Consider the following 21,473-nt stretch of genomic DNA (forward strand, 5'->3'; position numbering starts at 1 on the left):
AGAATAAATACTAATGCATTAAATATAATTAAAAAGAGTTAAATCTTTAGTTTTATTGAAAGCAATTTGTGATATTTGTAAAGCTTTTAAATTGTCATTTAATTCTATAACTACTTCAGTGTAATCAAGGTCCTCTAAGTTACTTTTTATTTTTTTAAAAGTTAATTGAAAATCTTTGTGTTGTTCTTCTTGTGCATCTAGAGTACTCATTCTTATACCAATATCACTATGAACTTTATTAAAGTGTATAAAAGCAGTATGAAATTCTTGAGTAATTTGATGCAATTTAGCTATAAAATTAGCATTTTTAATAGGATTTTTAGTGAGTTCTATAATATTCTGGAAAGTATCAAAAATAGAATAAGTTTTTCTTGGTTTTAGGAATATACAGTCTCCTGTAGTAAACTGATTTTTAACTTGAACAGATATATTTTCATATTGAATACCTTTAGATGGATCAAATTTATCAACCTTTACAACTTGACCATCCTTCTCTAATTGATAACCAGAGTTACCATCAACCATATCAATAAATTTAACTGCATAACTAGATTGATCATTGTCATCTGAATTAATAGCACTTTCTAATAATAATTTTGAAGAATATTGTAAATGATACTGAGGTTCAAAATCACCATATGGATTATGAATTTCCATAAATACTGTACTACCAGGATCATTAATTGCTATCTCTAAATTATTAGAAATTTTTACTGTACGTTGGGCATTATCACCTAGATAAACCACTTTTTTATCTTTATTAAAGAAAAAAGGTTGATTTTTTGATTTGGTACCAGAAAAAACGTAACTGTCTGATGTATCTTTAAAATTAGCTAACTTGATAAAATTATTTGCAATTTCTTGTATTTCAATTGACTTAACTTGCATATCTTCATGAGATAAAGAAGCATTTATCATACTCATTACAATACGCTTTGCTTCATCCGAAAAAGTTTCAGCATTAGATATGATAATTTCATGATTAACTAGTCGATTTCTAACTAATTCAATCGAATCTATATATTGTTTTAATTCTTCTAACTGCTGATTAACATTCTGAATATAGTGTATATCTAAAGGATTATCACTTGCCTGAATAAGTTTATTTCCAGAAGTTAATTGAAGTTGATTATGATGAATTTTATTTTCTTGACTACGAAAATTATCTTGAACCAGCTGATGGTTATAAAAACTAGAAATACGATTTAACATTCATTATTCCTTATCTTAAAGATAAAATAGCGTCGAATATATCATTCGCTACCTGGATAATACGAGAGGATGCCATATAGCTTTGTTGAAAGCTCATCATATTAGCCGCTTCTTCATCAAGATTAACCCCAGAAACGGAAGCAATACGCTCATTAGCAATGTTTTTTTCTAAACGTGAAGTCTCAGTTAAACGCGAAGCAAACGACATTTCCAAAGCAATATCTGTATTAAGATTATAATACGAATCCAGAAGTGTCGATTCTTTATTATCGAGGATTTTTTCTGTTTGTAATTCCTGTATTTTGTGCAAGTTACTATTATTACCTTCTGCAAACATGAGATTAACTATAAATTTATCGTTTGGAAAGGCACCACCAGTTAGTTCAAAAGTTGTCCCTTCAATGGTAATTAATCCCGGAGGGGGGTATGGATGAGATTCTTGTAATATTTCTCCTTTAGAATTAGTCACTATGAACTGATCACCATCGGATGTTATCGAAACTTCAAATTCTCGTAATCCACCTACTTGTATGATTTTAAGTCTATCTTTCCCTTGAGCAAGTATACTGGATACTTCATAATTTTGTGCTGCAATTTCTTTAGGGTCATTAGCTACCATTTTAATTTTTTCTGAACCATTACGAGTGGGACGAATCAATACTTTCTCTCCAATATTTAGATTATTACGTACCTCAATTCGCATTCCATCAAAAATTAAAGAGCCATTGTTAATTTCTATTGAAAATTTCTTACCCATCGAATCATTTACTACATAGCTATCTCCAGTATACCGCAATGAATATTCACCAGATTTTAGTTTACTCGTATCTTCAATAAATACAGCTAATTCAGCCATAGAATCAGTAGATTTAAACACACGAGATCTGGCTATATCTTCAGAGTTTACATCAGTAAAGAGTAAACCACCTATATTCCCAAACCAATCTAAACTCTGAGATTGTAATTTATTCACTTCATAGGAAAAAGAGACACTCATACGACCGACTTCATCTAAAATCTTAGGAATATATTTATCACGTATATCAAATAAAGCTCCAATACTACCACTAATATCTTTAGGGATAATAGCTTTAATATTTTCCCCTTCAATAATAGCTAAACGGCGCTGACGAATATCAGGATAACCACCAATGATTTTCAGTTGACTTGCTTCTACACCTGATACTAGCGTATGACCACTGCCAATATGGATATTATAACTTTTGCTATCTTTTCTTGGTGTAACAATTACTTTCGTATACTGAGATAACTCAGATATGAGTTGCTTATGTCGATCCATTAAGTCATTATTTTTAGGTATCCGTATCATTAAACGTTGTAACTTACAAAGTTCATAAGCTAATTGATTAATATGTTCAATACTGAGATTAAGCTTTTCATCAATTACACTAGCTTGATTTTTAATTCTTTCATCGAAATCATTAAATCCATTAGAAACTATCGCAGCTTTTGCCAGTACAATTTTCCGAATACCAATATCATTTGGACTATCTGATAAAATTTTAACGGAATCAAACCATTCATGAAAATTTTTTGGAATCTGTTGAGAAGTCATAGAAGAAAGTGTTCTTGCAAGAAGATCAAGATGTTCCTTTATACCCTGGTAAAAAGAAAAACGAGTGGTTGATAAATTAAATTCATGAATAGCAAATTGATCCCATGAACGACGAACTTTTTCTACATGAACACCCATACCATAAGCTACTTTAGCATATTGATGAGAAGGTTCACTTCTTTGGATAAGAGATTGACGACTATATCCTTCTGTATTAGCATTAGCGATGTTATGACTTGTGGTATTTAGCTGCTTTTGAGCTGTTAATACACCTCGAATACCTAAATGTAAAAGATCTGAGGTCATATGCTCTCCATAACAGTTCTATAAAATATTTTAAAAGTTACTAAAAGGACTAAACACACAATTAACTAAAAAATTCATATAGTTTTCTTAGAAAATGAGACGAACTATTGCTCATTATGAGTGAGTCTACTATTTATTATAACGAGATTTTTCTTTAATAAAGAAAATATAGTTCAACTTTTTTAACTAACAGTCAATCAACATGTGATCTCTATACTTTTCCCTATATGGGTCTGATGAATTGTTAATGGGTTATTTTCTTCAAATATTTTATTGTTAGAGCCTACTTTCCTCATTAATTTCTCAAAATTATTATTGTATTGAAAATCTGGATTAGAGTTTCTAATAGGATTAGGTATTAATTGAGAGAGAAGTATATCTGCTAAACCTAATGAACCTGACATACTTAACTTGCTAGACATTTGTTCATCTAATATCTGACGGTAAAATTGTTTTTGTTGACTATTTATTGGATTTTCAAAAAGAAAGTTGGCATTACGCACTGATTTCAATAACATAGAAAGGAAAATACCTGCAAATTGTTTTGCTACAATTGATAACGCAGCATGGTCCTTAATTTTACTATGAACTATCTGATGACGAAATTGATCTAAAGAAGCGATGTCATAAATAAAGCTAACATTATTATTCATTATAATTAACCTAACTGAACATTTAAAGAATGATTATCTTCCCTTCAATAGCTCCCGCTCGTTTTAGAGCTTGAAGAATTACTATCAAATCAGAAGGAGCTGCTCCTACCTCATTTATCGTTCTTACTAAATCTTCCAATGTTAAACCAGGAGCGAATTTAAACATCTTACCTTTTGTTTCAGGAATACCTTTATTTATAGAAGAGTTTGACCCTTGTTCATCAAATGTTTCAGTTTCTTTTATCGCTACTGTCATATTTCCATGAGTAATTGCTGCAGGCTTAATACGAACATGTTTACCAATCACAATAGTTCCTGTATGTGAATTAACAACAATTTTTGCTGAAACATCAGCTGGTTCAAAATCTAAATTTTCAATTGTTGATAAAAATGATACACGCTGATTAATATCTCTCGGTGCTCGCACTTTTACTGAAGTTGCATCAATTGAGGATGCAGCTTCAGAACCTAGAAAACTATTAATTGTATATGCCATACGTTGAGAAGTCGTAAAATCAGACTCTAATAAATTTAATGTAATGAAATCGCTTCGACTAAAAGGGTTATGCACCTCCCTTTCTATCATGGCACCATTTGGAATCATGCCAGAAGTTAAATTATTTCCAAGAATTTTGGAACCATTGGAATCAATAGAACTAAAAGCACTTACGATCAAATTTCCCTGGGCAATAGCATATACTTCTCCATCTAAACCTTTAAGAAAGGTTTGTATTAAAGTTCCACCACGTAAACTTTTTGCAGAGCCAATAGATGAAACTGTTACATCAAGAGTTTGTCCTTGCTTAGCAAAAGCGGGCATACTAGCTGTTACAATAACAGAAGCAACATTTTTATTTTTCAGTTTTTTTCCATCTGGCAATGAAATACCAAAATTTCTCAACATTGCGTTAAAACTTCGCTCTGTGAAAGGTGTTGATTCTCCAGTTCCAGACAAACCAGTAACTAATCCATAACCTAATAACTGATTACTACGAATACCAGATACTTGAGCAATATCTTTAATTCTGGCAGATTGTGTTTCTGCAGTCACTATCAATAAAGATACACTAATAAGTAAGAAAAAGCTTTTCATTATACTGCTCTTCCTCTTCTTTTTTAAAAAAAATTAGAAAAATTTCGATAAAAAATCACTTTCATATGTATGATGAGGTATACTAAAAAATCTTGCAAAAAAACCAGGTTCTTGTACAGACTGATTTGTTCCTTTACCAGAATATTGAATTCGAGCATTGGAAATTCGACTTGAAGTAATAGTATTATCAAAGCTAACATCATCTGGACGAATAATACCACTAAGTCGAATATACTCATCACCTGTATTTAAAGTAAGCCATTTTTCACCACGAATTACCAAATTACCATTTGGTAAAACCTTGACTACTTCAACTGTAATTAAACCTGAAATACTATTGCTTTGATTTGCCTCTGCACTACCAGTAAATTTATTGTCATTATTTATCTTATATGAAAAATCATAATCACTAATATCAAGTGACTGACCACCTACCTCTAAGGGAAGCATAGATAAATCATTTGTTTTGGAAAGATCAGAAACCGAACTTTTTTCTGCCTTTGTTCTTTCATTTAATTTAACAGTAATAATGTCACCAACATCACGTGGTTTTAAATCACTATATAAACTATTTCTACTCTTTACACTGAATAAAGAACCTGTTTCTGCTATGTAGTGTTTTGGAATATATTTAGGATAAACAGGAGCCCATTCAGGATCACCTAATATAGGTTCAATTTTATTAAAATTAGAAAATTCCTTATTTTCTTTTAATACATTATCAACTTTCACAATTTCATCGGCATCCAATTTTTTTGACATATCCAATGTAGTACAACCTGAACAAAAAAGAAGCACCAATAAAAATGAATAAATCATAGAAACAACCTTATGTATTATAATTGTTGATTAATAAAACCTATTATTTTATCAACAGACGAAATAACCTTAGAATTCATTTCATACACTCTCTGCGCTTCAATCATATTTACTAACTCTTCAGTTACATTTACATTAGAAGTCTCTAACATTCCTTGACGAACATCACCAAAACCATCAAAACCTGGTACACCCTCCTGAGGATCACCACTTGCTCCAGTTGGCAAAAAAAGATTTTTACCAATTGGCTCTAAACCACTAGGATTTATAAAATCTGCTATGGTAATTTGACCAATAACTTGGTGATTTTTCTGACCTGGCATACGTACTGAAACTTCACCACTGATACCAATAGTGATACCAGTTGCATCATGTGGTATTACTATTTCAGGCTCTAAAGGATAACCTGCACCAGAAGTAACAAGAGCACCCTCACTATTAACGGTAAATTGACCATTTCTAGTATAAGCCATATTTCCATCAAGCATAGCAATTTGAAAAAAACCAGATCCCTCAAGCATCATATCCAAATTATTATTTGTAGTTTGCGTATTACCTTGAGTATATACTTTTTGCGTTGCCACAACTTTAGTACCTGAACCAAGCATTAAACCACTTGGCAATGTAGTATTTTGAGACGATTGTCCCCCAGGCTGATTAATATTTTGATAAAACAAATCTTCAAATACAGCTCGACTTTTTTTATAACCAACTGTAGAGGCATTTGCTAAATTATTAGCAATGTTAGAAATATTAGTTTTCTGAGCATCTAACCCTGTCTTGCTTATCCATAATGCAGGATGCATAATAATCTCCTTAAATTATCAATTAATTTGTATGAAATAATAAATCAGATGCTTTATCCATATCCTCTGCAGTACTCATAATTTTTATTTGAGTTTCAAATTGTCTTTGCAAAGCAATTAAATTTGTCATTTCTTCTATAGCATTGACATTGCTACCTTCTAAGGAACCAGATAATAACTTTACACTCTCATCAGACTGATACATTGAAATTTCATTTCCCCTTTCCCTTTCCTTTAGGCGCAATAATCCATTAAAATCTTTAAACAAAGACTCCTGATTTAAGTTTACTAATTTAATACGGTTAATAGTTTCAATAGAATTTGCTGGGGCGCCTTTTAATATGACTGAAATACTTCCATCATTACTAATTTCTACTTTACTAACCGGAATTGGCAGTGCGATAGGTGCATCAGAATCTCCTAAAACAAGATGACCAGAAGAATTTGTTAACAAGCCATCCTGGTTGATAATGAAATTTCCATTTCTTGTTAATCCTTCATGACCAGATTCATCAATTACTGAAATCCATCCATTACCCTGGATCATTATGTCTAAATCATAACCAGTAGTAACCATGGAACCTTTAGAAAAGTTCTGTCCTGAACGTTCTGTCATACTAAATACACGGCTAGGTACTCCATTACCATATGCTGGCATAGCTCTTGCCTGAGCTAAATCAGCGCGAAAAGCTGTAGTGCTAACATTAGCTAGATTATTTGCACTAACTTTCATCGCTTGCATGGTCTGTTTCGCACCATTCATCCCAAGAAACAACGCACGATCCATAAATCTACTCCACCGAATACATTAATAGTTAAATAAATAATTATCTAACGAATTTGTAAAATATTTTGTTGTAATTGATTATGAACTTCTAAAGAACGTGAGTTAGCCTGAAAATTTCGCTGTGCAGATATCAAATCTACTAATTCTTGAGTCATATCAATGTTAGCTTGTTCTAGACTACCATTATTGATAGTACCAAAAGAACCTTTATTTGACTCACCCCAAATTTTATTACCAGAAAATTGCGTGGAATCCCATTGAGTTCCACCTCTTTTATCAAGACCTTGCTCATTAGGAACACGAGCCATAGCAACTCTGCCTAAATTAACACTTTCACCGTTAGAATAGCTGCCTAATACAGTACCATTTTCATCAAAATCAATTTTAGTTAAAAAACCAGTTGTAGCTCCATCTTCATCAAACTTAGTTAGTTCAAATGGAGAAGAGAACTGCGTTGCTTCAATTAAACTAAATGATAATACTTGTTTGTTATCTGCACCATTCAGATCAATTGGAGTATTACCTTCACCTAATGCCTTTGACACAATATCTTTATTATTATTTAAGCTTGCTAATGTACCATCATTATTAAATCTCATTGTATGACCAATATGTCCAGTTGATGATACTGCATCACCATCCATAATGTGAATTGGTTTCTCAGAAACTTTATCAGTGACTGTATAGTACGTTTGCCATGTATTAGGTTGATTTATATCTTTAAGATAATAAGTTGTTAACTTGTAAGATTGACCCATAGAATCATAAATAGTTGATGATGTTAAACGATTATATGTTTCAGGATCGCTATAATCGAATAAACTAGGATCCTTTAATTCTCCAGTCGCAGGTAAATTAACACCAACATTAATATTCACTGTCTGCTTCGGTTTCCCAAACTCTGCTGGAATAGCCAAAGGATTAGCTTCATAAGATAGTACATCACCAGTATCTTTATTAACTTGGTAACCGAGAAGAAATTCATCATTTGCTGTTACCATATAGTTATCTTTGTTAATATGAAAGGCACCATTACGTGTTAATTCGTTTTGCTGAGGTATTAATCGATCTTTTGCTACAACAAAAAATCCCGTACCAGAAATACGCAAATCCATTGGATTATTAGTATAGACGCTGGAACCTTCATGAAACTGTTGAGCAACTTTATTTGCTTGCACTCCTTGTCCTGGAGTGGTTTTAGCATTTGTAAATAAAGAAGTGGAATGTACATCACCGAATTCTGCTCGAGATTCTTTGAAACCAAATGTATTAGCGTTAGCAATATTATTGCTAGTAGTATTTAAATCCAACTGAGCTGCAGATAAGCCACTTAAAGATATATATGACATTTATAAAAACCTCCTAAATCAATAATAATTACGTATCATCAGCAATTTCTAATACTTCGGAAAGATGAACTGGTAATTCAAACCCAGCTAAATTTAACAATATGCTGTTACTATTACTATTGCCAAGTAGTACACTATTAACATTAGCATAAACTGATACAGCAAATTCATTGTTTTTTCCATTCAATAAGCCTGATGCTTTAATTTTATATTTTCCAGCCGGCAAGAAATTACCATCTTCATCTTTACCATTCCAGTCGATCCGATGAATACCAGCAGGCTTATAACCCAGTTCAGATGAATGTATTAGTTGTCCATTTTCATCCTCAATATGAATAAATAAATTATCTAAATGGTTAGGAAGCATAACTGCAGCTTCGATGTCTTTATCAGGCTTTTCTTTTAAACCTACTTTATTACCTGGTACTAATACACTACGACCTACTAAAGAAGAGGCTTGCAGTGCCTGATTTGACATTATAGACTGATTAAGACTTTCAAACTGAGCATTCATTTTTTGAATTCCATTAATAGTAGCAAATGAAGCCATTTGAGCAATCATTTGATCATTACTAACTGGCTTAAATGGGTCTTGATGAGCAAGCTGCTTCGTAAGCAAAGAAAAAAAATCTTCTTGTCTGATACCTTGATTCACTATTACTTTAGCAGAATCCTTATGCTGTCGTTTTTTTATCTGGTCAATATAAGACAAATTGGTCTGACTAACACTATCTATTGTTGACACTAATTAACCCTCTAACAGTTTGATTTATTTCTTATTTTATTTACCCATTTGCAATGTACTTAATAACATTTGTTTACTTGCATCAGTCACCTGTACATTCACTTGATATGAACGGGAAGCGGAAATCATATTCGCCATTTCTTCCATTAGATTAACATTAGGTTTATAGATATAACCCTGATCATTTGCGAATGGATGACTAGGATTATATTCTCTATTAAGAGGTTTAGAGCTTTCAACAATACCTAAAACTTTTACTGGTATTACATGATTATTACGACTATGAGCTTTACGTAAGTCAGCAGAAAAAACAGGATGCCGTGCTTTATAAGTCTGACTATAAGAACTAGATACACTATTAATATTTGCTAAATTACTCGATGTAGTATTCAAACGAATAGACTCAGCATTCATTGCAGAGCGAGTAACATTAAATACATGAAATAAACTCATGAGTTATTCTCCCTTGATTGCTTTCGTTAAATTTCGAAACTTACTTCCAAGAAAATCTACGGACACTCGATGTCTAATTTGATTTTCCATAAATAAATTTCGCTCAAAGCTAACATTTACTGTGTTTCCATCACCTGTATCCGGTTGAGTAGGAATTCGATACAACTGCTGAACACTCATCGTAGTCTTGTTAGCATCAAGATGGTTTTCATGTGTACAAAAAAAATTAGCAGATAAATTTGAAGTTAGCATCAATAAAGTATTACGAAAATCCATCCCTTTTGCTTTAAATCCAGGAGTATTTGCGTGAGCAAGATTAGTAGCAAGTATTTCAGCATGACGCTCACGTAAATTAACTGAATATTGATGAATACCTAAAGAATTATCAAAAGAAATAACCATATATATATATCCTAATCTTTTTTCTAAGTGCAATTTAATAAGTCTAGCAAACTAGCAAACAATTTATATTTTAATTTAATAGTATAAATCTAGATTATTTTTTCAATAAGTTAAAAAGTTAACAATACTAATAAATTTTAATATTATTTTAGTTGATAAACAATTCCAGGATTACAATGAATCATCTCAAAACGATCAGTTAATCCAGATAAAGATTCTGATGCTCCAAGAAATAAATATCCACCAGGATTAAGAGTATTTGCGATTTGATCTAATACCTGAGATCTCATCCCTATTGAAAAATAAATCAAAACATTACGGCAAAAAACAACATCAAATTTACCAAGAGATACATAACTTTTCATGAGATTATGTAATCGAAAATCAATCAAACGTTTAACATTATCTTTAATTTTCATTCGACCATTACCAAGATTTATAAAAAAGTCCTGACGACGTTGAAGAGAAAGACCACGCTCAAGTGCTAAAGTATCATAGATACCAGCACGACATAGATCTAACATACTATTAGAAATATCAGTTGCAGTTATAAATATACTTGGAAAAATCCCCGGATCATTTCCTTGAGATTCTAATATGGTCATTGCAATAGAATAAGGTTCCCAACCAGATGAACTTGCCGAAGACCATATTTTAATTAACCGATTAACAGAAGTGATCTCTGGCAATATTTTTTCTGACAACACGGTAAACGGATAATTATCTCTAAACCATAAAGTTTCATTAGTGGTCATGGCATCCACAGCAGCAGCCCGTAAATCTCGATTGCTGTCTATAGCAACATTGCGTAATAATTCAGATAAAGAAGCTACATTAAATTTAGTTATTAATGGAGTTAAACGACTTCTTACTAAATATTGTTTATTATCTCCCAAAACGATACCACATTGTGCTTCTAAAAAAATCCTAAATTTTTTGTATTCTTGATCAGTAATAATTATAGATCCCATTTATACCTCTTGAGTACTTTATTTCATTAGCGCGGTCTTGACTGCATTACCAAGTTCATTAGGATTAAATTTAGCAATAAATAAATTTGCTCCAACTCGTTCTACCATTGCTTGATTAAAAACACCGCTCAAAGAAGAATGAAGGATGACATATAAATCTTTTAAATCAGAATTACTTCGAATTTCTGCTGTCAATGTATAACCGTCCATTCCTGGCATTTCAATATCCGAAATAACTAAAGCAATTTGATCATATATGTTACCTTTGCGGGACATCTCTAACAGTTTTTCATATGCTTCTTTGCCATTTTTAACAGTCAGCACTTCAAAACCAATAGAAGAAATTGCTAGCTCTACCTGCTTTCTCGCTACTGCGGAATCATCAGCAATCAAAACACGGCGCACTATATCTTTTCTAACTTGATTTATTTCTTCAACAATTAATGGATTCATTTTATTACTAATTGGTGCTATTTCTGCTAAAATTTTTTCTACATCAAGTATTTCTACTAACTCATTATCGATATTAGTAACAGCTGTTAGATAATTTCCTTTACCTGCTCCGTCTGGTGGAGAAAGAATTTCCTCCCAGCGCATATTAATAATTCGCTCTACTGAGCCAACTAAAAAAGCTTGAATAGTACGATTAAATTCTGTGATAATGGTAAAACATCTGTTTGTGTTAGTAGTTGCTTTTCCACCAACCGCTAAATTTAAATCGATAACAGAGATAGTATAACCACGGACATGGGCAATTCCTCTGATAAGACGATGAGAATTTGGTATCAAAGTAAGCCTTGGACATTGAAGAACTTCTTTTACTTTGAATACATTAATCCCATAACGCTGACTCCCTCCTGTTAAACGAAAAGTCAATAATTCTAAACGATTCTGACCTACAAGTTGTGTGCGTTGATTTACTGAATCAAGGATACCAGTCATACACTTATTTGAACCTCAAATTTTTATAAAAAAGATGAAAGATAAACAGACCATCTAAAAATTAAGAGAAAAACGATGATATATTTAAAATCATGTTGGCGGTTTTCTTCTATAACTAAGTGTAGAGCTTTATATATTTTTTTTTATTGCTCTTTTAGTTTTTGTTTATATTCTTCAACAGAAGATCAAATAAAAATCATTCAAAAAACTGCTGAAGACTATATAATTAGCCATATTAATATACCAGAATCAAAAGAACGAATAAAAGTAAAAGCATCTAATATCCGTTGGCGATCCTTCATCACTAACTGTTCTTCTCCTTTAATTCCTTCATCTCCTTCTTTAAATTTTTCAACTAGAAATATAACTGTTCTTATTCAATGCAAAGAAGATAATTGGAAAATCTATGTTCCTGTTCAAATAACTCGGTTTATACCTCAAATTATAATGACTTCTTCCCTAAATACTGGTCAAATTATCAAGCCTGATCATATCACAATTAGAATGACAGATTTATATTATTTTCATAGACAGGGAGTTTCTTCATTAGAGGAAGTAATTGGAGCTAAAGTTAAAAGAAATTTATACATTGGTGATTTTTTAGAAATTAATGATGTGTGTATAGTATGCCGTAATGATATAGTTACCATTAAAGCAATAATGAAAGGCATAACAATTACCGATAAAGGAATAGCTCTTAAAGACGGGCATAATGGTGAAAAAATAAAAGTAAAAAACAAGAAATCTAAACAAATTATTGAGGGAATAATAACAGGATCTGGTGAGGTTACAGTACAGATTTAATTCTTTATTTTTAATTGGTTTTAGGCTGATATTGTCATATCAGTAATTGTCACTTAGAATCTAATCAAGGTATGTTTTAAGAAATACGATAGCACTACTAAATTCAGATGTGTTCAATGCTACTAACTATCTAGGTATTTAAAGATATAGATTACTAAACTAACAAGTATTAATCCAATAATAAAATAAATAAGCATTAGATGATAAAAAAGATAAAGCAATTTAAGGACTATTATGAAAGTGTTATCTGACTTACTTGTTTATCAGCTTAAAAATGCAACCCAACTAGCTGCGCTTTTAGAAAAAGAGAAACTAGCTATTGCTAATCGAAATTCTTCTCAAATAGAATTCCTGGCTAAGGAAAAAATAGCTCTTATAGAACAATTAAAGGAAACTGATAATCATATTAATTCGTATCCTGATATTTCTAACATAATAAAAATCAAAAACTTTAGTAAGCAAATAGATAAAATATATTCAATTATTCGAGAATGCAAAGTATTAAATTTAATTAATGGTGAGGTACTTGAACGAGTCCGATTAAGTTTTAGTAGATTACATAGTTTAATACAAGAAGATAATGAAAATGGAAGTATAATTTACAATTCAGTTGGTAAAAAATTTACGATAAACACCCCAGGAACTGATATCAAAGTTTAAAAAATATTATTTTCCATTTAAATCAGAAAATAGCTTTTTTAGGCCTATCTGGAACATGATATATCTCCTTTATTTTACAATAATCGCGACGAAGTTGATTCATCTTCTCAATATTCAAACGAAGTTCTGTCACGTAGTTATCTCCAACTTTATAATTACGTACTACTTCCGCTCCTACAATCAAACCATCTACAATGCTGGTTGCTATATCAGAAACTCTCATACCATAAATCTGCTCTGTAAGCTCTCGATAAGCATCTAGCTTTGAAGCTCGTATAGCATGTATCTGTTTTTCTTCATAAGTTTCTCCTTCTTGCTGAGTAATATTAGCGTAACCTACTGCTGTAAACCAATCTTGTCTATATTTATTACTCCTATACAAAGGCTGACAACCAATAAGAATCACAATAGAAATTAATACGTACCATTTATTCAAAACAACCTCCTAAAGGACAAATTAAAAGTATAAGGCTCGATAATATTCGAACTCAAACGAATTAAGTGACCATTTTCTATACTAATAGAGTTTAATATATCTAGATCACGACCAATAGCTTCTATTGGTAAAAAGCCCTGTGCTGTAGCAACAACTATACGAGAATTCATTTCCACTATACGAGCATTAATTGCTATGCCACCCTTTTGATGTAACATTGTACCTGTCAGGATATATTGAATTTTCTGTTCCCTAGAAAGCTTTTTCCAGTTACGACTAAATACAAAGTCACCTTGCTGAGTTACTTGAATTGATCCAGTAGTTTTAAAATCAACTACATTAAACCCACGACGTTGAAACTGATAGATAAAACTTTCTGCTAATAAATTGCCCAACCAATTTGTTGTATCTATATCCTGTAGGTCTACAAATGAAACTACAGCTATTGGTTTATTCCTTGATAAATTTATATTAGAAATCATTAAATCTTCAGTCATACTCTGAATAAAAAAATCCAATGCATGACGGGGTTTTTTTTTAAACATAAATAGAGACTTTAAGTAAAATTGTTTCCCATCATGAATTGGATCATAAGTACAAGCAGTTAACAATACCACTAAACTTAATGACAACCATTTATTCATTTTTTTGAATTCTCCAAAAATATTAAGATATCTATTAATATGTTGATTGATCAATAAGATTCTTGTTTCATAGATAAAACTTACTTGCATTTAACTTATTGTTAAATAACAATGAAGAAAAATTGAATTTTATAATAAGTAATCATACCTAAAATAACAATGATACAAATACATAAATATGTACCACAATTTTTTTTAGTACTGTACTTAGTATTTTATACAGCACACTCTTTTGCTGTATGGTATGAGGTCACAGGAACTTCGAGAATACTTTCTTCTGAAAGAATAGCACGTGCTCGTGCTTTGGAAGATGCCTTATTTAAGGCTGTTAGCTTTTCTGGTAAAAATATTGGTACCATTAATAGTTTAATCCCTTTTTTAAAAGAGCATAAAACAAAATACCACTTTGAAAATCATTTAGTTCGTCATATGCTTATTGAGAAACAAGAAATAGAAAATAATATCTTTTTTGTAAAAGCCAAAATTCAAATTCTTCAATCAAGAAAAATCTGCGATAATCAGTATAAAAAAACATTTTTAGTAAGCAACATTAATTTAGCTTATCCAGAACAAGCGGTTTTGGGCCAGATTTACAATATAGGTGAAGATTTTTCTCGTATTATTAGTCGTCAATTAAACCAAGAATCAAGGAGCTTTATATCTGTTGGTACAACTAATTATGAGATAGACAAAGCTTATCCAGAACGATTAATAATGATTGCCAAGGATGCACAAGCTCAATTTATTATTACTGGCACTATTACAGATTTAACAATAACGTCTGATGAAAAAAAAAATCAAAACAAGAATTCTACAGTTCGCCAATTTGCAATTGAAATACAAGTTTTTGATGGAAAAACTGGCCAAAAAATATATGATCAAAACTATCGAGAAGTTGCTAAATGGTCATTTGCTAAAGTCACTCAAGTAAATACTAAAAGCGCTAATTTCTGGCTGTCAGATTACGGAGAAATGATTTTACAAGTCAATCGTAGAATAATGTTGGACCTAGAATCTCAAATGTCTTGCAAAATAACTTTACCAGAAATTATTTCTAAACTAGAAAACATAGTAACTATGAACTTAGGACGCTTACATGGAGTAAAAAAAGGAGATAAACTTCAGCTTTGGCATATGAATTCATTTACTGACTCACAAGGATTTCTTAGAAAGAGAATAAATCAAAGTGATATCACCCTAACTGTTTCTCGTGTTTATGAGAATCAATCAGAACTTAAAATTAACGAAGTAGAATTAGGTAAAAGTATTCAAATCGGTGATTTTGTACAAAAATTACCGTCATAATAGTATAAGTAAAATTAAACGACGTATTTTAAACGCTTGCCTAAATATAATCTACTATATAATCAAACAAATGTGTATAATCCTGCCTGCTTTGCTTTCTAAACAAAAAAACACATTTATTTATAATGCAAACCTACTATCCAGACCACTAATAAAGCAGAACAATAAATTAATCTTTGGATTAAAAAAAATAAACCCTAAACCTTCTCATGTTTTTAAAATTGAGCTTTTTAGTAAGGTTAAATAGAAACTTTCATCTTAATTTACACTATTTTATAAGGGTTTTTAATATGATACTAGAATCCTCTAGCTTAATCATTTGGGTGTTACTTGCTTTTGCTATTATACTTTCATTTTTAAGAAGAACACTATCAACAATCATAGTACTTTCCACAACATTAATAGCCGCATTTTTTTTAGATCAACTTGATATTTCAGCCCTTATCTCAACTATTCTGATTTTTATATTGTCATATAAAACACCTTTATTAAAAAAAAAATGGAAACAAATATCATTATCTATTATTACACTTTGGTCATTAGGTGTATTTTTTCATGTAATTCCAGGTTTTCATAATTTTAAAGTACTAGATAATGTAATAGCAGGACCCAAAAGCGGTCCTTTTACTATGTATTTAAATCTTGATAAGCCTCTTATCTTTTTTGTTTTACTGCTAGCATTGCCAAAAATAATGGAACCTCATCCTCCAATACCTAACATAAAAGCAATTTTCATCACAATATTCCCTTTATTTAGTTTATTATTTATTGCCTCTTTAATAAAAGCTATACAACTTGAACTAACTATACCAAGCTGGTGGTGGATTTTTGCTTTTAATAATTTGCTTTTTACATGTGTATCTGAAGAATCTTTCTTTAGAGCATATATACAAAAAAACATTACTACTCAAATTGGATGGATTCCAGGACTTGTTTTAGCTAGTTTATTGTTTGGATTAGCACATTTTTCTGGTGGTTTATTACTTATTTTTTTTTCTACATTAGCTGGTTTAGGTTATGGAAGTATTTTTCATTTTAGCCATCGACTATGGGTAGGTGTATTATTTCATTTTTTGTTTAATTTTATTCATCTTATTTTTTTTACTTACCCAATACTTGCTAAGTAAAATTATTTCATCTTAAAATTTGCTTAATTATACTTTAGTGATTACTAAAAAATAAAATAATTTTTATCTTAATTTAACTTTATTATACGTCAAATAATTTATGTATTTTCTATCGAATCAAGTTTAGAATTAATCAATTATTAATCTGTAATAAATAACTTACAGAACTAAAATGCTATTGATAATGTTGGTTAAATTAAATTTTAAAAGGTTAAATCATAGATGAATATACTTATGGCTTTATCTCAACTAGAAATTACTGGAGCTGAAGTTTATGCTACTACTATTGGTAATACACTTACTAATCGAGGGCATAATATTCACTATGTATCTGATACATTAACTAAATCACATGAGGGTAAATTTCATAAATTAAATTTTAACAAACGTTCTATTATCCATCGACTTTACCATTTAATATATCTACTATTTTTAATTAAAAAACATAATATACAATTAGTACATGCACACTCTCGTGCCTCAAGCTGGATCTGTCATATAGCCTGCAAACTTTCCAGTATACCTATGATTACAACAATCCATGGTTATCAACCAGTTCACTGGTCAAGAAAGGTGTTTTATGCAATAGGTGATAAAGCGCTTACAATTTGTGAAGCTGTTCATGAACAGCTTATTCATGATTTAAAAATCCCTCCTAATTATCTTCAAATTAGTCGTAATGGAATAGAAATAGAAAAGTTTTCTTGGCAAGTTGCTCCGAACAATAAAAAACCTATCATAAGCATTATTGGCAGATTAACTGGAGAAAAAGGAAGGGTTTATTATAATTTACTCAACAAACATTTAAATTTAGAAAAATATCATATTCAACTTATTTCAAGCTCTACGCTAAAAGAACCTTTTAGCAAAATATCATCTAAAATTAGCTTTCTTGGATATTTAGAAGATATCGTTCCAATACTTGCTCACTCAGATTTAGTAATAGGTTCAGGGCGAGTAGCTATAGAATCTCTCTTATGTGGAAGACCTACTCTTGCAATCGGAGAAGCAGGCCTAGTTGGTCTGATAGATGAAACTAATATTAATCAAGCTATGATAACTAATTTTGGTGATATTTATTCTAAAACGATTATCAATAAAAATTTATCAGATATAAAGAATCAAATTAAAAAAGGTCTAGACAACAAGTACTGTTTAAAGAGTATTAGGAACCAAATCAAGCAAAACTATAATTTATATAATATAGTTAATCAAGTAGAAAAAAATTATCAAACGCTCTACATGGAAAAATTACTTAAAAAAACCCCAATCATTATGTATCATCGTTTTATTCAAAACAATAATGAGAAAGGAGTGCATGGAACATATCTTCATGTTGATATGCTTGAAAAACACTTTAAATTATTAAAATGGATGGGGTTTGAAAGCCTAACATTTGAAGATTTAGCAAATATAGAATTTATTCGTCATCTTAATATTATCAAACCAGTAAAACGTTATATTATTATTACAGTAGATGATGGTTATGAAGATAACTACCATCTGTTATTACCACTTCTTAAAAAGTATAATTTTAAAGCTATAATATATACTGTTACTGGAGAAAAAATTAATCGCTGGGATACAGAAGTTACAACTTGTCCAGAAATACCAATACCATTAATGACTAATAAACAACTTAAAACCATTTCCAACTCAGGCTATATTGAAATAGGAGGTCATACTCTGACTCACCCTCGTCTAAATACATTGAATTTTGAGCAACAACAATATGAAATCGAAAAAAACAAAATCTACCTAGAGGCTTTACTTGATAAAAAGTTAACTTCTTTCGCTTATCCTTATGGAACCTATAATCAAGATTCTGAAAATATAATCAAGGAAGTTGGATATAAATTTGCTGTTATAACTAACGAACAGTCACTCAATACTAACATTAACTTTTATCAGATTCCTAGAATAGCTATATTTCCAAGAACTACAATCTTTGGTTTATGGCGGAAATTACACTAACATCATGAAAAACAATTTAATATATATATCTAATAAGTCTATATAATATGTATTGCTTTTCTGATAACTTAGATAACTTAGCCTTTTTATATTTATTACCATATCCACGGATTAGATGTAGATAAAATACTATGAACTTAAATTATATAAATAGAACTTTATCTGTAGCTGCTTTATTTTTAGTTCCTTTTTTACTCCTTTGGACCAAAAATTTCAGTGTAATAATTATCGCTTTACTTATAGCATACTCTATTTTTTTTATCATAAAAGATAATATCTCACTGGTATATGATACCTTTGACTGTCTAGTTATAACTTGTCTTAGCATTTATTTTGTAGTAAACATTCCTAATGTGTTTATAGATACTGGTGAATTTAGATATTTTCAAGGAGGAATTCGGTTACTTCTTTGTATACCTATATATATATTTATCAGGGAAACCCTTGCCGATAATTGCTTTCATATTAAAGCGCTATCTTTAGGAATCATTGCTGGTTCATTTTGTTCTCTTTTAATAGCTATATATCAATATTTCTTTTTAGGCTATACTAGAGTTGATGGCTGGTTATATAGCATTAATTTTGGATATTTATCTTGTTCCTTAGCTTTTTTAGCCATTTGTTTAAGCTTTGATAGCGAATATAAACAGTATCTCAGATTAGCTTTCATTGCTGCTTGCATATCCACTTTTCTTACCTTAACTCGAGGGGCAATATTTGCTATTCCAATAATAACTTCATTTATCGCACTTCTCAACTGGACAACTAATTTTAATTTTAAAAAAGTGTTATTAATTAGTATTAGCTTTCTTATGATATTCTTAATATTCTTTTTTACTTCTAATAATTTTCAAAAACGTATCAATTTTACCATAGAAGAATTTTCATCCATAACCTCTGGTAATATTCATGATTCAGTATCTTCTGGAGGACGGATCATGCTTTGGGAAAGTGCACTAAAAGCTTTTCTCAAAAGTCCATTTATCGGATTAACTTATCCTGAACGTGAAACTTTCAATCAGAAACTTTTTGAACGAGGAGAAATAACAAATTGGCATCTCGGAATTAAACGTGGTCATGCACACAGTCAGTACTTTGAAATGTTAGCAAGCAATGGTTTACTAGGAATAATAGGTTTGATAGGAATGCTATTTTTACCGTTAACTATGTTTTCATATTATTACATAAAAACAAACAATATTATTTCACTAACTGCTGCAACATTTGTAGCAGGATTTAGTATTTTTGGTATTACAGAAGTACTGTTACAAGCTAATTTAATCAGTGCTTTTTATGGATTTATGTTAGCTACTTTCTTCGCATTTATTAAACATGAAAGGCAGTCATACTAAATGAAGATACTTATTATAGGACCATCATGGATTGGAGATATGATAATAGCACAAAGTTTATATATGACCCTAAAAACAATGTATCCTTACACGATAATTGACGTTCTTGCTCCGAATTGGAGCAGTCCGATTCTAGAAAGAATGTCTGAGGTTAATCAAATCATTCAAATGCCAATCAAGCATAGTTCACTTCAGATATCTTCTCGATGGAAACTAGGCCGTCAACTAGCAAAAAATAATTATACACATGCTTATATTCTACCAAATTCAGCTAAATCTGCTTTAGTTCCATTATTTGCTGGAATTAAAAACGAATAGGATGGAAAGGAGAATGGCGCTATGGACTATTAAGTGATCTAAGAAAAAAAAACATTTATTTCAATACATGGTTGAATGTTATGTTGCTTTAGCGTATGAAAAAAAGATTACAAAAATAGGATAGCATTAAGTAATTGTCCTATCCCTAATTTAAAGGTTGATCTTAACTCTCAAAAAATAATTATACAAAAACTTTGCTTACATCAGGATAAACCAATCATTGGAATATGTCCTGGAGCTGAATTTGGTCCAAGCAAACAATGGCCAGCAGATAACTACACTAAAGTTAGTCAACATGCTATTGAACTAGGTTATCAAGTTTGGTTATTTGGTTCTAGTAAAGATAAAAATATATGTAACCAAATCAAACATTCTATGTTAAAAAAACAACAATATGAGTGCAAAAATTTATCCGGAAAAACTAATTTAATTGAAGCTATTGACCTCCTTGCTGCTTGCCATACAGTAATAAGCAATGACTCAGGTCTCATGCATATCTCCGCTGCCGTTGGGTGCAATATTATAGCTATTTATGGTTCAACTTCACCAAAATATACTCCCCCTCTTACAAATAAACTTCAAATTTTATATGCTAAAAACGTTGCTTGCAGACCATGTTTCAAACGTAAATGTCCTCTAAAACACTTAAATTGTCTCAAAAAACTATCACCAAGCAATGCGATTAACGCACTAAATAAAGTTGCTCAATAATGTAATGGATGTAAATTAAATAATCTAA

At 30.7% G+C, this 21,473-nt stretch carries 20 protein-coding genes and 2 pseudogenes; 7 read left to right on the plus strand and 15 right to left on the minus strand.

Going from position 1 to position 21,473, the window contains the following annotated elements:
- Positions 1–18: 18 nt before the first annotated feature.
- The 13 genes and pseudogenes from flgL to O1U_RS02120 form a co-directional block, all read right to left on the minus strand.
- Positions 19–1,212: a flagellar hook-associated protein FlgL gene (gene flgL / locus O1U_RS02060; protein WP_016503756.1), complete on the minus strand. Its 1,194-nt coding sequence runs from the start codon at positions 1,210–1,212 to the stop codon at positions 19–21.
- 10 nt (positions 1,213–1,222) lie between these two features.
- A complete protein-coding gene (flgK, locus tag O1U_RS02065) occupies positions 1,223–3,094 on the minus strand; it encodes a flagellar hook-associated protein FlgK (protein ID WP_016503757.1) in 1,872 nt (623 codons plus the stop codon).
- 197 nt (positions 3,095–3,291) lie between these two features.
- Positions 3,292–3,747, minus strand: a complete 456-nt coding sequence (locus tag O1U_RS02070; protein ID WP_016503758.1) for a rod-binding protein — start codon at positions 3,745–3,747, stop codon at positions 3,292–3,294.
- A 22-nt stretch (positions 3,748–3,769) separates the two neighbouring features.
- On the minus strand, positions 3,770–4,840 hold the full coding sequence (locus O1U_RS02075) for a flagellar basal body P-ring protein FlgI (RefSeq protein WP_016503759.1): 1,071 nt from the start codon (positions 4,838–4,840) through the stop codon (positions 3,770–3,772).
- A gap of 33 nt (positions 4,841–4,873) precedes the next feature.
- Positions 4,874–5,512 (minus strand): annotated as a pseudogene (locus O1U_RS02080) (flagellar basal body L-ring protein FlgH); the annotation flags it as partial.
- A gap of 164 nt (positions 5,513–5,676) precedes the next feature.
- Positions 5,677–6,465: a flagellar basal-body rod protein FlgG gene (gene flgG / locus O1U_RS02085; protein ID WP_016503761.1), complete on the minus strand. Its 789-nt coding sequence runs from the start codon at positions 6,463–6,465 to the stop codon at positions 5,677–5,679.
- 22 nt (positions 6,466–6,487) lie between these two features.
- Positions 6,488–7,252: a flagellar basal body rod protein FlgF gene (locus O1U_RS02090; RefSeq protein ID WP_016503762.1), complete on the minus strand. Its 765-nt coding sequence runs from the start codon at positions 7,250–7,252 to the stop codon at positions 6,488–6,490.
- Positions 7,253–7,296: 44 nt separating this feature from the next.
- Entirely contained in the window at positions 7,297–8,601 is a 1,305-nt protein-coding gene (gene flgE / locus O1U_RS02095) for a flagellar hook protein FlgE (RefSeq protein ID WP_016503763.1), read from the minus strand.
- Positions 8,602–8,629: 28 nt separating this feature from the next.
- The gene (locus tag O1U_RS02100; RefSeq protein WP_016503764.1) at positions 8,630–9,346 is read right to left on the minus strand and encodes a flagellar hook assembly protein FlgD; all 717 of its coding nucleotides are present in this window, start codon (positions 9,344–9,346) and stop codon (positions 8,630–8,632) included.
- A 36-nt stretch (positions 9,347–9,382) separates the two neighbouring features.
- The gene (gene flgC, locus O1U_RS02105; protein ID WP_016503765.1) at positions 9,383–9,799 is read right to left on the minus strand and encodes a flagellar basal body rod protein FlgC; all 417 of its coding nucleotides are present in this window, start codon (positions 9,797–9,799) and stop codon (positions 9,383–9,385) included.
- A gap of 3 nt (positions 9,800–9,802) precedes the next feature.
- The gene (gene flgB / locus O1U_RS02110) at positions 9,803–10,201 is read right to left on the minus strand and encodes a flagellar basal body rod protein FlgB (protein WP_016503766.1); all 399 of its coding nucleotides are present in this window, start codon (positions 10,199–10,201) and stop codon (positions 9,803–9,805) included.
- A 143-nt stretch (positions 10,202–10,344) separates the two neighbouring features.
- Positions 10,345–11,172 (minus strand): CheR family methyltransferase, encoded by an 828-nt coding sequence (locus tag O1U_RS02115; RefSeq protein WP_016503767.1) that lies wholly within the window; start codon positions 11,170–11,172, stop codon positions 10,345–10,347.
- An 18-nt stretch (positions 11,173–11,190) separates the two neighbouring features.
- The gene (locus O1U_RS02120) at positions 11,191–12,114 is read right to left on the minus strand and encodes a chemotaxis protein (RefSeq protein WP_016503768.1); all 924 of its coding nucleotides are present in this window, start codon (positions 12,112–12,114) and stop codon (positions 11,191–11,193) included.
- 75 nt (positions 12,115–12,189) lie between these two features.
- Here O1U_RS02120 and flgA point away from each other — a divergent pair, with 75 nt between their 5' ends.
- Together flgA and flgN are read left to right on the plus strand one after the other, a co-directional pair.
- On the plus strand, positions 12,190–12,918 hold the full coding sequence (gene flgA / locus O1U_RS02125) for a flagellar basal body P-ring formation chaperone FlgA (protein ID WP_016503769.1): 729 nt from the start codon (positions 12,190–12,192) through the stop codon (positions 12,916–12,918).
- 234 nt (positions 12,919–13,152) lie between these two features.
- The gene (flgN, locus tag O1U_RS02130; protein WP_034411609.1) at positions 13,153–13,578 is read left to right on the plus strand and encodes a flagellar export chaperone FlgN; all 426 of its coding nucleotides are present in this window, start codon (positions 13,153–13,155) and stop codon (positions 13,576–13,578) included.
- A 22-nt stretch (positions 13,579–13,600) separates the two neighbouring features.
- Here flgN and O1U_RS02135 read toward each other — a convergent pair whose 3' ends face one another.
- Together O1U_RS02135 and O1U_RS02140 are read right to left on the minus strand one after the other, a co-directional pair.
- Positions 13,601–14,014, minus strand: a complete 414-nt coding sequence (locus O1U_RS02135) for an LPP20 family lipoprotein (protein ID WP_016503771.1) — start codon at positions 14,012–14,014, stop codon at positions 13,601–13,603.
- Entirely contained in the window at positions 14,011–14,658 is a 648-nt protein-coding gene (locus O1U_RS02140) for a FlgO family outer membrane protein (protein ID WP_016503772.1), read from the minus strand. Before O1U_RS02140 ends, O1U_RS02135 begins: the two co-directional genes overlap by 4 nt.
- 168 nt (positions 14,659–14,826) lie before the next feature.
- On the opposite strand from O1U_RS02140, the gene O1U_RS02145 reads away from it, so the two are divergent.
- The 5 genes and pseudogenes from O1U_RS02145 (at position 14,827) to waaF (ending at position 21,445) form a co-directional block, all read left to right on the plus strand.
- Positions 14,827–15,963 (plus strand): flagella assembly protein FlgT, encoded by a 1,137-nt coding sequence (locus O1U_RS02145; protein WP_034411633.1) that lies wholly within the window; start codon positions 14,827–14,829, stop codon positions 15,961–15,963.
- 290 nt (positions 15,964–16,253) lie between these two features.
- Complete coding sequence (locus O1U_RS02150) at positions 16,254–17,090, plus strand: CPBP family intramembrane glutamic endopeptidase (protein WP_016503774.1); 837 nt, start codon at positions 16,254–16,256, stop codon at positions 17,088–17,090.
- A 222-nt stretch (positions 17,091–17,312) separates the two neighbouring features.
- Positions 17,313–19,064, plus strand: coding sequence for a bifunctional glycosyltransferase family 4 protein/polysaccharide deacetylase (locus tag O1U_RS02155; protein WP_016503775.1), 1,752 nt, complete (start codon positions 17,313–17,315; stop codon positions 19,062–19,064).
- A gap of 131 nt (positions 19,065–19,195) precedes the next feature.
- Positions 19,196–20,416, plus strand: a complete 1,221-nt coding sequence (locus O1U_RS02160) for an O-antigen ligase family protein (protein WP_040356501.1) — start codon at positions 19,196–19,198, stop codon at positions 20,414–20,416.
- A pseudogene (waaF, locus tag O1U_RS02165) lies at positions 20,417–21,445 on the plus strand (lipopolysaccharide heptosyltransferase II).
- Positions 21,446–21,473: the final 28 nt, after the last annotated feature.

Origin of the sequence: Candidatus Photodesmus katoptron Akat1, from assembly GCF_000478685.1 — a bacterium.
Classification (GTDB): domain Bacteria; phylum Pseudomonadota; class Gammaproteobacteria; order Enterobacterales; family Vibrionaceae; genus Vibrio; species Vibrio anomalopis.

Coding starts and splice junctions, on each gene's coding strand:
- O1U_RS02075 (WP_016503759.1), bottom strand. CDS start 4,840: ATGAAAAGCTTTTTCTTACTTATTAGTGTATCTTTATTGATAGTGACT.
- O1U_RS02150 (WP_016503774.1), top strand. CDS start 16,254: ATGATACTAGAATCCTCTAGCTTAATCATTTGGGTGTTACTTGCTTTT.
- flgC (WP_016503765.1), bottom strand. CDS start 9,799: ATGAGTTTATTTCATGTATTTAATGTTACTCGCTCTGCAATGAATGCT.
- flgG (WP_016503761.1), bottom strand. CDS start 6,465: ATGCATCCTGCATTATGGATAAGCAAGACAGGGTTAGATGCTCAGAAA.
- flgL (WP_016503756.1), bottom strand. CDS start 1,212: ATGTTAAATCGTATTTCTAGTTTTTATAACCATCAGCTGGTTCAAGAT.
- O1U_RS02160 (WP_040356501.1), top strand. CDS start 19,196: ATGAACTTAAATTATATAAATAGAACTTTATCTGTAGCTGCTTTATTT.
- flgB (WP_016503766.1), bottom strand. CDS start 10,201: ATGGTTATTTCTTTTGATAATTCTTTAGGTATTCATCAATATTCAGTT.
- O1U_RS02120 (WP_016503768.1), bottom strand. CDS start 12,114: ATGACTGGTATCCTTGATTCAGTAAATCAACGCACACAACTTGTAGGT.
- flgN (WP_034411609.1), top strand. CDS start 13,153: ATGAAAGTGTTATCTGACTTACTTGTTTATCAGCTTAAAAATGCAACC.
- flgA (WP_016503769.1), top strand. CDS start 12,190: ATGATATATTTAAAATCATGTTGGCGGTTTTCTTCTATAACTAAGTGT.
- O1U_RS02115 (WP_016503767.1), bottom strand. CDS start 11,172: ATGGGATCTATAATTATTACTGATCAAGAATACAAAAAATTTAGGATT.
- O1U_RS02155 (WP_016503775.1), top strand. CDS start 17,313: ATGAATATACTTATGGCTTTATCTCAACTAGAAATTACTGGAGCTGAA.
- flgK (WP_016503757.1), bottom strand. CDS start 3,094: ATGACCTCAGATCTTTTACATTTAGGTATTCGAGGTGTATTAACAGCT.
- O1U_RS02140 (WP_016503772.1), bottom strand. CDS start 14,658: ATGAATAAATGGTTGTCATTAAGTTTAGTGGTATTGTTAACTGCTTGT.
- flgE (WP_016503763.1), bottom strand. CDS start 8,601: ATGTCATATATATCTTTAAGTGGCTTATCTGCAGCTCAGTTGGATTTA.
- O1U_RS02090 (WP_016503762.1), bottom strand. CDS start 7,252: ATGGATCGTGCGTTGTTTCTTGGGATGAATGGTGCGAAACAGACCATG.
- O1U_RS02070 (WP_016503758.1), bottom strand. CDS start 3,747: ATGAATAATAATGTTAGCTTTATTTATGACATCGCTTCTTTAGATCAA.